Raw genomic sequence first — 12843 nt, 5'->3', positions numbered from 1 at the left:
CAAAATGCCATGGCAATGCGGCATGATGCTCCGGCTTCAATTCAATAACCGTGTTGCACTCAGCTCCTGCAACCGCCGAGGTTCGTAGATTTTTTGCTTGGAGTGAAAGGAGTAATCTTTCTCTGAGTATTTTTGCGGTAAAGGATGCCTATATTAACTATACTGATTATTTGTTGCAGCGGGTACGAGTTGTTGGGGATCTTGGGGAAAGAACTGCTCGTTCTTACTCTGTGGTTGTGGGTGGTTTGCTAGATAAAGTTCTGGGTCGTCGTACCAAGATTGTCGGGATGACGCGTATAAGTAAGTTGACGCGTTCGTCGGGCTTTTATGAGGGGCGGTCTGATAAGCAGAATCTAGAAGAAACTTTCGCCTTTGGCTATGCGATTATGGATATTTGTCTTTCTTTGTCTTTGGAGAAAGTTTGGGGAGATATTCCGGTTAGAATCAATTTTCGCACTGGGGCTTTTATTGATTACTGGTGCGGACGTGTGTCTTTAAAGAAGCAGGTCGAGCCTACAAGTTCTAAACAAAAAGCTTGGCAAAAAAATAATGCGAGGGTGTCGGCTAAGGCTTTGGAGGCGTTTAATGCAGATCGTTCGCTGTGCGCTCGTTATCCTTTAGTGAATCTTAGAGTTCAGGCGGAGCTGTTAATGTTTATTTCTCAAACAGGAATGAACTTGGCTCAGGCTCATAATATTAAAGTCGGAGACTTTCATTACAGTAGCTATTTGGATGGCTACCAGGTGCGACGACGCTATAAGGCTCGGCGGCATGGGGATGTAGAATTTTATATATATGAAGATTATCGGGCTCACTTTGAGCGCTACTTAGAGTGGCGGAGAGCTATCTTCCCAGATGATTCCGATGGCTTAATGTTTCCACTTGTTCGAGTAGGCGGTCGGTCGGTGGAGAAGGCTCCTCAGTTTTTTCTGATTAAAAAAATTTGTAGCGATTTAGGTGTTCGCTATTTCGGTCCTGCATCGTTACGCAAAACTCGAATCAATTGGATGATGCGACGCTCTCGGGATGATGATTTGGCTGCAGAGATGGCTCAACACTCAAAACAAACACTTTTGCGAGTCTACGATCAGCCGAATTTGCAGGTGGCAATGATCGAAATTGCTCGATTTCATCATAAAAATGATCCCGCTATTGCCCCGCCTGGGCCTGGTGCCTGTGTTTCTGTGGCTCCACAGGCTGTCCCCTCCATACCTGCTGAGGCAACACAGCCAGACTGTATCAACGCAGCAGGCTGTCTTTTCTGTACGAATAACCGTGACATTGACAGCCAAGATCATGTTTGGTCACTCGCCAGTTTTCGATATTTGAAAACTTTGGAACTGGCAAGATTTAGACCGTCAGTGCAGAACAGTTCAATCGTCCCTCCCGCGCTCGCTGCCATTAATAGGATAACGACTAAGCTGAAGTTCTACGAGGGTTCTAGCGAGGTACGTTCGATATGGGTTCATGAAGCTCAAGCCCGGGTTATGGAGGCAGCCTACCACCCTATGTGGGATGGGTTCATTCGATTGCAAGAAGAGTAATCATGATTGCTAAAGGAAGTTTGACTGAATTTGGGCTTCATATTGACTCTCCATTGGTTAGTCCTGGGGCGGTGAATTTCCGACCGCCGAGTTGGCCGCCTCCAGATGATTGGCCGGTAATAATTGACGGTGCTGGTGTAACGATTAGTCGCTGGGGAGATTCCATTTGGCGTCTTGATCCATGGGCGGGTCGGTCCATTACGCTAAATTTCGGCGATGGTCATGTAACCAATACGGTTAGAATTGATCAAGAAAATGCTAACTTGCTTAGGCTGTTGGCTGGATTACTTATCTGGGGGCCAAATGGTGCGCGGAGCGTAGGTACCTTAACAAACAAATTCTCAATACTCCGCATGTGTGTTGCCTTGTGCTCGCAGAATGGTATTTTGGCCTCTGACCTAGCGCGATTTCCTGCTGTGGCCGAACTTATACCCGGTATTTTGGTGCCGTCAAAGGCAGCGCAGGCGATTATTGTGCTGCATGAAGTTTTCAACTACAGCGGGTTTCTCGGCTTTACCCTTCTCGACAGTGTAGGGTTGGCTCGCTTGGAAGCTGCCTTGCCTGATCATGAGACCAAACAGACCCCGTATATCCCACCCCGTATTTGGGCCTATCAGGTGACTAGGTTGCGCGAGTGCTTGGATGACTATCTGAAATATATGGATAGATTTGAGGCCTGTTATCGATATGCCGTTGATGCCTACGCAAGCAACTCTGGTTCTCTGGAGAGTGCGATAACAAATAGTTATCCAAAACACCGGAGACCATTTATTAATCCAGTTGGCAAGACCTCTGGTGCAACGACAGGATGCAAATTTCATGGTCCTTTTCTGGAAACAGCGCGCAGGTTTGGAATATATGAGTTGCTTGCTAAATGGGTAGGAATTACCCCTAAGGGTTCGCCGGTGAGCGGAATAAGACTTCTCGCATCGTATATGAGCTTGATCTCGCGAGCGGGATTGGCTTATATAATTAATTTCTCATTGATGCGAATTGAGGAGGCATGGAACTTACGTTTAGATTGCCTCATGGTTGAGAATGATGAGAGATTCGGTGAGATTTACGTCCTGCGTAGCAAGACATCTAAAACCGTCAATGATGTTGATGCCCGTTGGCCAACGTCGCCCTCTGTTAAAGTCGCGACCGAGGCTATGTCCTCTATTGCAAGGTTAAGGCTAATTTGCGCCCAGGCACATCCTGACTATACAGGTGATGCTGATGAAAATCCTTATCTTATAGATCGATGGTATGAACCTTGGGCGGTCGCTCGGTGCGGTAATCGTGCAGTGCGACCAGATTTTGGCTCGTACTACCAAGAAGTAATCGATGGAAATCCTTTGTTATTTGACAGTGATGAGCTCCGAATTACAGCGAAGGACTTGGAGTTGGCTCGATTTATTACCCCATCCTTGGATCCGAGCATTTATAAGGTTGGAGAAATTTGGCCGTTTGCTTGGCACCAGTTGCGGCGGACTGGTGCAGTCAATATGCAGTCATCGGGCTTGGTGTCGGACTCTACCTTGCAATACCTTCTTAAGCATGCAAGTAGAGGGATGAGCCTGTATTACGGGAAAAACTATTCGCGACTGGGAGTAAACAATGAATCACGGCTATTGTATGTGCGAACTATGTACGAGGTTTTAGGTAGGGAGTTTGCACGATTAACTGAGGGGCGTTTTATCTCACCACATGGTGATAAGCGAAAGACCGACATGGTTCAGCTCATCACAGTAAAGGAAGTCAATGAGCTGTCGGTGGCAGCTAAAAAAGGCTTGATTAGCTGTAGGCCCATTCTACTGGGTTACTGTATGAGTCGTGAAATTTGTCCCTATGGAGGTATTGATTCAGTTGCACAATGCGGTGGCGGTGGCGCATCTCCCTGTGCAGATGTTATTTACGACAAAGAGCGGTTGTCGGATATAAAGAGGCTAGATGCCTTACTTGATTCTCGTTTGATCGCGGCTCCTACTGGCAGCCCACTACGCGAGTCGCTAGAGGCTCAGAAGCGTTCGGTAAGGAATTATCTCAATGTCGTCAGCTGAGAAATCATTTAGGGAGGCGTTCGAGCGGCTGAAGCAGGGGGCGCCGAATCTGCTGCCCAGGAACACACCGGTTAGCCAGAACAATGTAGCCAAAGAGGCTGGGTGTGATCCTTCCGCTCTTCGGAAAAGCCGCTATCCAAGCCTTGTGGCTGAGATTCAGCGTTGGATAGCCGAGCATCAGACAGAATCCCCATCATCAGAGAGACAAAAGATGTTGGCGCACCGCAGGCGCAATCGCTCTCTGCGAGACCAGCTCGAATCCTTTAAAGTCGAAAGGGATCAAGCCCTTTCCTTGCTCGTCGAGGCTGACGCAACGATTCTCTACCAGGCAAGAGAGATCGAATACTTAAAAGGCCGTCTAAGCAGCTTGTTACCAACGGCTAAGACTATGGACATAGTCTCAAGAATTGAGAGGGGAGAGTGAAGCATCCATGGACAACGACCATTTAAGTACAAGGCAAGCATTCGCAGGCGTTTGCTCAGTGTCCATGGCATGACAACGCACAGGTACAGCGAAGTATCGCCGCGCCCGCATGATACTGGTCTGGTTACCCTGATTTCCCAGGACCTGTCGCAGTTCGCCCTGCATGCGCGTGCCATTCTTGGCCTGCCAATCCCGTTGATTCGTCAGTTTGGCCCGTCGGCGTCGGCGGTCATTCTGGTTGAGGGGCAGTCGCAGCAGACCGCATTTGCCAATCTGGGCGCCGCGCTGAGCGAGCCGGATACCGCGCTGCGTCTGTTTGGCAAACCGGAGGTGAATGGTCAGCGCCGCATGGGTGTGTGCCTGGCGCGTGACGAGTCGATCGAGGCCGCCCGGGCCAAGGCGACCCGCGCTTCGCAAGCGGTCAAGGTTGAGTTGTAAGGTTTAAGCACCCTCGGAGGCAAGCCTGATTTCTGCTGGAGGCAGGCTTGCTACCGATGCACCGATGATGCCACCCAGGTTATAGGCTGCCGAAGCGCCGGTGTAGCGCACAGGGGCGAGAGCAGCTCAGTGCGCCATGGGTAAGCGTGCATCGAGTACCGCTAGCGGGTTACCGTCCAGATCAGCACGCGACTGGCGCAATTGTCCTCGGTTTCGAGGATTTCCATGCGATATCGGCCTATTTTCAGGCATACAGCGCTTTCGGGGATACTTTCCAGGGCCTCGGTAACCAGCCCGTTGAGCGTTTTGGGCCCATCGCTGGGCAGATGCCAGCCGAGGCAGCGGTTCAGTTCGCGCAATGAAGCAGCGCCTTCGATGACAAAACGGCCGTCGGCCTGCGGATGGATATGCGGGTTGTCCAGGCTGTGTTCATCCTCAAACTCGCCGACGATCTCTTCGAGGATGTCCTCCAGGGTAACGATGCCCAGCACTTCACCGTATTCGTCGACCACCACGCCGAGGCGGCGCTGCTGTTTGTGGAAATTCAGCAGTTGCAACTGCAGGGGCGTGCTTTCGGGGACGAAGTACGGTTCGTAGCAGGTTGCCAGCAAGATTTCCTTGGTCAGTTCGCCCTTGGGTAGCAGGTGGCTGATCTGCCGGGTGTTGAGTACTGCTTCGACCTGGTTGATGTCGCTGTGGAACACCGGCAGGCGCGTGTGGCGGCTGATGATCAGCTGTTCGATGATGGTTTCGATCGAATCATCCAGGTTAATGCCGTCCACGTCGTTGCGCGGCACCAGGATGTCGTTGACCGTCACCTTGTCCAGGGTCTGCAGGCTATGGAGCAGCGGGGCTTTGTGGTGGCTGTGGTCCAGTGCGGCGTCCTGCTCGCTGTGCGTATCCTGCTCGTTGTTGTCGTGCTGGCTGACCGTATTGGCCTTCAGGGCAAAGGGGCGTATCAGCAGGCGGGCAATACCATCGAACAGGCAGGCCAGTGGTTGAATGGCGTGCAGTGGGTACTTGAGCAGGCTGTTGCCGAGGCCAACGATTGCCTCTGGGCAGCGTCGCGCCAGCCGGCGAGGCATGTACTCGGCGAACACCAGCAGGGCTGCGGCTGCGGCTGCGGCGCCTGCCCAGAAGCCGGTATCGCCCATGCAGCGCAGGCCAAGCAGCACGGCCAGGGCAAACACCAGCAGTTTGCCGAGGCTGGCGCAGAGGATCAGGGCGTACAAGGGCAATTCGAGCAGGGGCCGCTCGCCTTGCTGACCGTTGCGCCGCTGCAGCATCTGCTGTCGGGCCGCGTCCACTGTGGCGAAGAGTGCCGACCATATCAGTGCCAGCGCCAGTGCGCCGAGCAGAGGGCCTAGTGGCAGGTTGTCCATAGGTGGCGGCCTGTCAGATATGCAGGATGAATTCGCGTACCAGCTTGCTGCCGAAATAGGCCAGCATCAGCAGGCAGAAACCGGCCAGGGTCCAGCGGATCGCCTTGTGCCCGCGCCAGCCAAGGCGGTTGCGTCCCCAGAGCAGCACGCTGAACACGATCCAGGCCAGGCAGGCCAGTAGCGTTTTATGCACCAGGTGTTGGGCAAAGAGGTTCTCGACGAACAGCCAGCCGGAGATCAGCGAGAGCGACAGCAGCCCCCAGCCGGCCCAGAGAAAGCCAAACAGCAGGCTTTCCATGGTTTGGAGGGGTGGGAAGTTCTTGATCAGGCCGGAAGGGTGCTTGTGCTTGAGCTGGTGGTCCTGCAGCAGTAGCAGCAGTGCCTGGAATACGGCGATGGTGAACATGCCGTAGGCCAGGATCGACAGCAGGATATGCGCAAGGATGCCTGGTTCTTCATTGATCAGCGGCGGCGTGCCGGCAGGTGCGAACTGCGCACTCAAGGCGGTGACCAGCCCGAGTGGGAACAGTAATACCAGCAGGTTTTCCACCGGGATGCGCAGGCAGGCGACCAGCGTCAAGGTGATCACCGCCGTCGCGATCAGGCTGGCGGCACTGAAAAAGTCCAGGCTCAAGCCCAGCGGCGTCAACAGTTGGCAGTACAGTGCGGTGCCTTGTGCGGCAACGGCAAAGCAGCCTAGCAGGCTGAGCAGGCGTTTGTTGGCCTTGGTGCCCTGTGCGAGGCGTGTACCGTGATAGAGGGTCGCGGCGGCGTAGAGGCAGGCGGCGATCAAATTGGGTAGCAGACTGGGTGACAAGGGGAGCATAAGTCCTGTTAGGCAAGCCCGAAAGAAACTGAGTTTGGCATAGAACGCGTGCACCAAGGAAGACTGCAAGCCGACGGCCTGGTGTGCTTAGTGCTCAGTCTTCGTTATAATCGTCGGCCTGCCTTCGCCCTAGGCTGGCCGAGCGCGCCAGAGGCAGCTGATAAACCTCGGTTCAACAGAGCCTGAAAGGATCCCCATGTTTGAAAACTTGACCGACCGTCTGTCACAGACGCTGCGCCATGTCACCGGCAAAGCCAAACTGACCGAAGACAACATCAAAGACACCCTGCGTGAAGTGCGCATGGCGTTGCTCGAGGCCGACGTCGCCCTGCCGGTGGTCAAGGATTTCGTCAACAAGGTCAAGGAACGTGCGGTCGGCACTGAAGTGTCGCGCAGCCTGACACCAGGCCAGGCGTTCGTGAAGATCGTCCAGGCCGAGCTTGAAGGCCTGATGGGGGCGGCCAACGAAGACCTGGCGCTCAATGCCGCTCCGCCCGCCGTAGTTCTGATGGCCGGCTTGCAGGGTGCGGGTAAAACCACCACCGCCGGCAAGCTGGCGCGCTTCCTTAAAGAGCGCAAGAAAAAGACCGTGATGGTGGTGTCTGCCGACGTCTACCGTCCTGCGGCAATCAAGCAGCTGGAAACCCTGGCCAACGATATCGGCGTGACGTTCTTTCCGTCGGATATCAGCCAGAAGCCGGTAGCTATCGCTGAAGCGGCAATTCGCGAAGCCAAGCTGAAGTTCATCGACGTGGTGATCGTCGATACCGCCGGTCGCCTGCACGTCGACGCCGAGATGATGGCCGAGATCAAGCAGCTGCACGCCGCGGTCAAGCCGATCGAGACCCTGTTCGTGGTTGATGCCATGACCGGTCAGGATGCGGCGAACACGGCCAAGGCCTTCGGTGATGCGCTGCCCCTGACCGGTGTGGTGCTGACCAAGGTCGACGGCGATGCCCGTGGTGGTGCTGCACTGTCGGTGCGTGCGATTACCGGCAAGCCGATCAAATTCATCGGTATGGGCGAGAAGACCGAAGCCCTCGAGCCCTTCCACCCAGACCGTATCGCCTCGCGAATCCTGGGTATGGGTGACGTGCTCAGCCTGATCGAGCAGGCCGAGCAGACCCTCGACAAGGAAAAGGCCGACAAGCTGGCCAAGAAGCTGAAGAAGGGCAAGGGCTTCGACCTCGAAGACTTCCGTGACCAGCTCCAGCAAATGAAGAACATGGGTGGCCTCGGCGGCCTGATGGACAAGCTGCCAAGCATTGGTGGGGTCAACCTGGCGCAGATGGGCAGTGCCCAGGGCGCGGCCGAGAAGCAGTTCAAGCAGATGGAAGCGATCATCAACTCGATGACCCCGGCCGAGCGCCGTGACCCCGAGATGATCAGCGGTTCGCGCAAGCGCCGCATCGCCATCGGTTCCGGTACCCAGGTGCAGGACATCGGTCGCTTGATCAAGCAGCACAAGCAAATGCAGAAAATGATGAAGAAGTTCTCCGCCAAGGGCGGTATGGCAAAAATGATGCGCGGCCTGGGCGGCATGATGCCAGGCGGCGGCATGCCGAAGCTGTAACCTCAAATTCAAGGCGTCGGTCGGGCCTGTTGGGCCTGTACCGATGCACTGGGTTCCGCCATTGGCGGATACAAACGCCGCTGTCAGCAGCGGCACAACTGGCAAATCTGCAAGGCGCCCCTGGGGTCGCCGGAAAAAGGCATTTGCAAAAGTCCGTATATTCCTTGAGAATATGCGGCCTTTCGGGCACCCGTGCCCGCTGTGCATTACAGATTTGCAGCACCGACTACAGGAATGATGTTCACATGGTAACCATCCGTCTTGCCCGTGGCGGCTCCAAAAAGCGCCCGTTCTACCACCTCACCGTGACCAACAGCCGCAATGCGCGCGACGGTCGTTTCGTTGAGCGTATTGGCTTCTTCAACCCGGTTGCTGCCGGTGGTGAAGTTCGTCTGTCCGTGAACCAAGAGCGCGCCACCTACTGGCTGAGCCAAGGTGCACAGCCGTCTGAGCGTGTTGCTCAGCTGCTGAAGGACGCTGCTAAGGCTGCTGCCTGAGCAGTATGAACGCGACGCCAGAAAGTGCTGATGACCTGATCGTTGTTGGCAAGATTTTTTCGGTTCACGGCGTTCGCGGCGAGGTGAAGGTTTATTCCTTTACCGATCCGATTGAAAACCTGTTGTCGTACCGTAACTGGACGCTTCGTCGTGACGGTTCGGTAAAACAGGTAGAGCTGGTCAGTGGCCGTTCCACTCAAAAGGACCTGGTCGCGAAGCTCAAGGGGCTCGATGATCGTGATGAAGCGCGTCTTCTGAGCGGTTATGAGATTTGCATCTCACGTAGCCTTTTGCCCAACCTGACCAACGGCGAGTACTACTGGTACCAGCTGGTGGGTCTGAAAGTCATCGACCAACTCGGGCAACTGTTCGGGAAGATCGATCACCTGTTGGAGACCGGCGCGAACGATGTAATGGTGGTCAAGCCCTGTGCTGGCAGCCTGGATGATCGCGAGCGGTTGTTGCCCTATACAGAGCAATGCGTGCTGGCTATCGACCTGGGTGCAGGTGAAATGAGGGTGGATTGGGACGCGGATTTCTAAGCAATGGCGAGCCTGCGCGTAGAAGTCATCACGTTGTTCCCCGAGATGTTCTCGGCCATCAGTGAGTACGGCATTACCAGCCGCGCGGTGAAACAGGGGTTGTTGCAACTGACCTGCTGGAACCCGCGGGACTACACCACAGATCGTCACCATACGGTGGATGATCGGCCGTTTGGCGGTGGTCCGGGGATGGTAATGAAGATCAAGCCTCTGGAAGATGCCTTGGTGAATGCCAGGCAGGCAACCGGGGGGGCGGCGAAGGTTATTTACCTGTCGCCACAAGGCCGCAGGCTGACTCAGTCGGCGGTTAAAGACCTGGCCAAGTCTGAATCGTTGATTCTGATTGCCGGTCGTTATGAAGGCATTGACGAGCGTTTTATTGAAGCTCATGTCGATGAAGAGTGGTCGATTGGTGACTATGTCCTGTCTGGCGGCGAGCTGCCGGCGATGGTACTGATCGATGCGGTTACGCGGCTGCTGCCCGGAGCTTTAGGGCATGCGGACTCGGCGGAGGAAGACTCCTTCACCGATGGTCTGCTTGATTGCCCGCATTACACCCGTCCGGAGGTGTATGCGGATCAGCGTGTTCCCGACGTGTTGCTAAGTGGCAACCATGCACACATCCGGCGATGGCGTTTACAGCAGTCCCTTGGGCGGACCTATGAGCGACGCGCCGATCTTCTGGAAAGTCGCTCACTTTCTGGAGAAGAGAAGAAGCTGCTCGAGGAGTATCTCCGCGGGCGGGACGATAGTTAACGTATCGATGGTAGATCCGACGATTTACCTTAGGAGCACAGCATGACCAACAAAATCATTCAGCAGATCGAAGCTGAGCAGATGACCAAAGAGATCCCGACCTTTGCCCCGGGCGACACCATCGTCGTTCAGGTGAAAGTGAAGGAAGGTGATCGCGCTCGTCTGCAGGCTTTCGAAGGCGTTGTTATCGCCAAGCGTAACCGTGGTCTGAACAGTGCTTTCACTGTTCGCAAGATCTCCAACGGTGTTGGCGTTGAGCGTACTTTCCAGACCTACAGCCCGCAAATCGACAGCCTGGCCGTGAAACGTCGTGGTGACGTGCGTAAAGCCAAGCTGTACTACCTGCGCGACCTGTCCGGTAAAGCCGCTCGCATCAAGGAAAAACTGGCTTAAGTCCAGTTTGACCGGCGGCTGCGGCCGCCATGCGAAAAAAGCAGCCTTCGGGCTGCTTTTTTGTTGCCCGAAATTTTTCCAAGATGTGATGTTGATGAGTAGTAGAGAGCAGGAAATCGAGCGTCGTACCGAATTGTCGGTGACCCGTGTAACCAAGGCGGTATTCCCGTCGACCACCAACCACCACAACACCTTGTTCGGTGGCACCGCGCTGGCCTGGATGGATGAAGTGTCGTTCATCGCGGCCACGCGTTTTTGCCGGTTGCCGCTGGTTACCGTCTCCACTGACCGTATCGATTTCAAGCACCCGATCGCGGCGGGTTCGATTGTTGAGTTGGTGGGGCGTGTGGTCAAGGTGGGTAACACCAGCCTCAAGGTTGAAGTTGAAGTCTTTGTCGAGAGCATGACCTGCGATGGGCGTGAAAAGGCTATCCATGGCCTGTTCAGCTTTGTTGCGATAGACGAGGAGAAGCGCCCGGTTCCTGTACTGCCAGGGTTCTAGCTGAGGCCTGGGGGTGCAGGCTGACGCGTGCAGCGTTTGTTCATTCGGGTTTCCCTGGCTGGCAGTGTTATGGAAGACTAAAGGCATTACGTTGTTTCGTTTGCCTGCCATCGAGTTCACATGCCCGCTCTAGAACACCCGCTGATTGACCAGTTCCTCGATGCCCTGTGGTTGGAAAAGGGCCTGGCCGACAATACCCGTGAGTCCTATCGAAGCGACCTGGCCTTGTTTAACGGCTGGCTTCAGGAAAAAGGCATTGCGTTGCCTGATGCTGGCCGAGAGTTGATTCTCGATCATTTGGCCTGGCGCCTCGATAAGGCTTACAAGCCGCGTTCGACAGCGCGGTTTCTATCGGGCTTGCGTGGCTTCTACCGTTACCTGTTGCGGGAGAAGCTGATTGCTACCGACCCTACATTGTTGGTGGAGATGCCACAGTTGGGCAGGCCGTTGCCCAAGTCGCTATCGGAAGCTGATGTCGAAGCCCTGCTGAAGGCCCCCGACCTCAGCCAGCCTATTGGCCAGCGTGACCGTGCCATGCTCGAAGTGCTGTATGCCTGTGGTTTGCGGGTGACCGAGCTGGTCAGCCTGACCCTTGACCAGGTCAACCTGCGCCAGGGGGTATTGCGGGTGATGGGCAAGGGCAGCAAGGAGCGCCTGGTGCCGATGGGGGAGGAGGCGGTGGTGTGGGTTGAGCGGTTTTTGCGTAATGGCCGCAATGAGCTGCTGGGTGAGCGTCCTAGCGATGTGCTGTTTCCGAGTCAGCGCGGTGAGCAGATGACCCGCCAGACGTTCTGGCATCGGATCAAGCACCAGGCGCTGGTCGCCGGGATCGACAAGGCATTGTCACCGCATACCTTGCGCCATGCGTTTGCCACCCATTTGCTCAATCACGGCGCAGACCTGCGCGTAGTGCAGATGCTGTTGGGGCACAGCGACCTGTCGACCACGCAAATCTATACCCACGTGGCCAGGGCGCGCTTGCAGGAACTGCATGCACAGCATCACCCGCGGGGGTGAGGGCATATGTCGTACACAGTCGGAGTGGCGCGGCTTCTGTGGTAGGCTTGGACGGTTTAGCTTTTCAGGCGATGGTCCCGCGTGTTTCCAGCACGGTCTGGCTGTCCAGAGCCCTTGTCCGCCTTCAGGAGTTCCCATGCGCGTGACCCAGATTTTTGCCGCCGCCGCACTGGCGTTGGTCAGTACCTTTGCCGCGGCTGCCGATGAGGCCGAGCAGACCATTCGCAAGACCCTGCAGTCGCTTGAGCTGGATGTGCCAGTGGAGAGCGTTGCGGCCAGCCCGCTCAATGGCCTGTATGAGGTCAAGCTCAAGGGCGGCCGTGTGCTCTATGCCAGTGCCGATGGCCAGTTTGTCATGCAGGGCTACCTGTTTAAGATCCAGGATGGCAAGCCGGTCAACCTGACCGAGAAAGCCGAGCGTCAGGCAATCGCCAAGACCATCAACGGCATTCCAGCCGGGGAAATGGTGGTTTATCCTGCGGTTGGCCAAGCCAAGTCGCACATTACCGTTTTTACCGACACCACCTGCCCGTACTGCCACAAGCTGCACGCCGAAGTGCCTGAGTTGAACAAGCGCGGTATTGAAGTGCGTTATGTTGCTTTCCCGCGTCAGGGCCTTGGCTCACCGGGCGATGAGCAGTTGCAGGCGGTCTGGTGTTCCAGCGACCGCAAGGGCGCACTGGACAAGATGATCGACGGCAAGGAAATCAAGGCGGCCAAGTGTGCCAACCCGGTCAGCAAGCAGTTCCAGCTGGGTCAGTCGATCGGCGTCAACGGTACACCAGCCATCGTGCTGGAGAACGGTCAGGTGATTCCAGGTTACCAACCAGCTGCGCAAGTAGCCAAGCTGGCGTTGGCCGACAAGTAATTCAATCGCGAGCCGCGACCTGAGGTCGTGGCTGTTTTC

At 55.6% G+C, this 12843-nt stretch carries 13 protein-coding genes and 2 pseudogenes; 12 read left to right on the top strand and 3 right to left on the bottom strand.

What is annotated here, in order from left to right:
- Window positions 1-50: 50 nt before the first annotated feature.
- The 4 genes and pseudogenes from CYD26_RS25015 to purT form a co-directional block, all read left to right on the top strand.
- Window positions 51-1544 carry a site-specific integrase gene (locus CYD26_RS25015; protein ID WP_145991795.1) on the top strand — a complete coding sequence of 498 codons (1494 nt, stop codon included), beginning with the start codon at window positions 51-53 and terminating at the stop codon, window positions 1542-1544.
- Window positions 1545-1546: 2 nt separating this feature from the next.
- Window positions 1547-3586, top strand: coding sequence for a hypothetical protein (locus CYD26_RS25510; protein ID WP_256588027.1), 2040 nt, complete (start codon window positions 1547-1549; stop codon window positions 3584-3586).
- Window positions 3573-4010 carry a hypothetical protein gene (locus CYD26_RS14550; protein WP_102052910.1) on the top strand — a complete coding sequence of 146 codons (438 nt, stop codon included), beginning with the start codon at window positions 3573-3575 and terminating at the stop codon, window positions 4008-4010. Before CYD26_RS25510 ends, CYD26_RS14550 begins: the two co-directional genes overlap by 14 nt.
- 84 nt (window positions 4011-4094) lie before the next feature.
- Window positions 4095-4448, top strand: a pseudogene (gene purT, locus CYD26_RS14545) (phosphoribosylglycinamide formyltransferase 2); the annotation flags it as partial.
- 48 nt (window positions 4449-4496) lie between these two features.
- Here the strand turns inward: purT and CYD26_RS25950 are convergent.
- From CYD26_RS25950 to CYD26_RS14535, 3 genes and pseudogenes are all read right to left on the bottom strand, one after another.
- Window positions 4497-4559, bottom strand: a pseudogene (locus tag CYD26_RS25950) (hypothetical protein); the annotation flags it as partial.
- Between the two features lie 50 nt (window positions 4560-4609).
- The gene (locus CYD26_RS14540; protein WP_102052909.1) at window positions 4610-5830 is read right to left on the bottom strand and encodes a transporter associated domain-containing protein; all 1221 of its coding nucleotides are present in this window, start codon (window positions 5828-5830) and stop codon (window positions 4610-4612) included.
- Between the two features lie 13 nt (window positions 5831-5843).
- Window positions 5844-6656: an inner membrane protein YpjD gene (locus tag CYD26_RS14535; RefSeq protein WP_065759966.1), complete on the bottom strand. Its 813-nt coding sequence runs from the start codon at window positions 6654-6656 to the stop codon at window positions 5844-5846.
- A 196-nt stretch (window positions 6657-6852) separates the two neighbouring features.
- On the opposite strand from CYD26_RS14535, the gene ffh reads away from it, so the two are divergent.
- The 8 genes from ffh to CYD26_RS14495 all read left to right on the top strand — a co-directional run bounded on the left by ffh (window position 6853) and on the right by CYD26_RS14495 (window position 12804).
- Window positions 6853-8229 carry a signal recognition particle protein gene (gene ffh, locus CYD26_RS14530; protein WP_065759965.1) on the top strand — a complete coding sequence of 459 codons (1377 nt, stop codon included), beginning with the start codon at window positions 6853-6855 and terminating at the stop codon, window positions 8227-8229.
- A 245-nt stretch (window positions 8230-8474) separates the two neighbouring features.
- Window positions 8475-8726 (top strand): 30S ribosomal protein S16, encoded by a 252-nt coding sequence (gene rpsP, locus CYD26_RS14525; RefSeq protein ID WP_065759964.1) that lies wholly within the window; start codon window positions 8475-8477, stop codon window positions 8724-8726.
- Window positions 8727-8731: 5 nt separating this feature from the next.
- A complete protein-coding gene (rimM, locus tag CYD26_RS14520; RefSeq protein WP_099773676.1) occupies window positions 8732-9268 on the top strand; it encodes a ribosome maturation factor RimM in 537 nt (178 codons plus the stop codon).
- A 3-nt stretch (window positions 9269-9271) separates the two neighbouring features.
- Window positions 9272-10024 carry a tRNA (guanosine(37)-N1)-methyltransferase TrmD gene (trmD, locus tag CYD26_RS14515; protein WP_065759962.1) on the top strand — a complete coding sequence of 251 codons (753 nt, stop codon included), beginning with the start codon at window positions 9272-9274 and terminating at the stop codon, window positions 10022-10024.
- Between the two features lie 42 nt (window positions 10025-10066).
- Window positions 10067-10417, top strand: coding sequence for a 50S ribosomal protein L19 (gene rplS, locus CYD26_RS14510; RefSeq protein WP_065759961.1), 351 nt, complete (start codon window positions 10067-10069; stop codon window positions 10415-10417).
- Window positions 10418-10511: 94 nt separating this feature from the next.
- Window positions 10512-10919 carry an acyl-CoA thioesterase gene (locus tag CYD26_RS14505; protein ID WP_065759975.1) on the top strand — a complete coding sequence of 136 codons (408 nt, stop codon included), beginning with the start codon at window positions 10512-10514 and terminating at the stop codon, window positions 10917-10919.
- Between the two features lie 120 nt (window positions 10920-11039).
- Entirely contained in the window at window positions 11040-11936 is an 897-nt protein-coding gene (xerD, locus tag CYD26_RS14500; RefSeq protein WP_102052908.1) for a site-specific tyrosine recombinase XerD, read from the top strand.
- Window positions 11937-12072: 136 nt separating this feature from the next.
- Window positions 12073-12804 (top strand): thioredoxin fold domain-containing protein, encoded by a 732-nt coding sequence (locus tag CYD26_RS14495; RefSeq protein ID WP_102052907.1) that lies wholly within the window; start codon window positions 12073-12075, stop codon window positions 12802-12804.
- Window positions 12805-12843: the final 39 nt, after the last annotated feature.

Source organism: Pseudomonas sp. FFUP_PS_473, from assembly GCF_002858665.1.
Classification (GTDB): Bacteria; Pseudomonadota; Gammaproteobacteria; order Pseudomonadales; family Pseudomonadaceae; genus Aquipseudomonas; species Aquipseudomonas defluvii.
The sequence above is the reverse complement of the archived record's forward strand: the minus strand, read 5'-3'. Positions and strand labels throughout refer to the sequence as shown.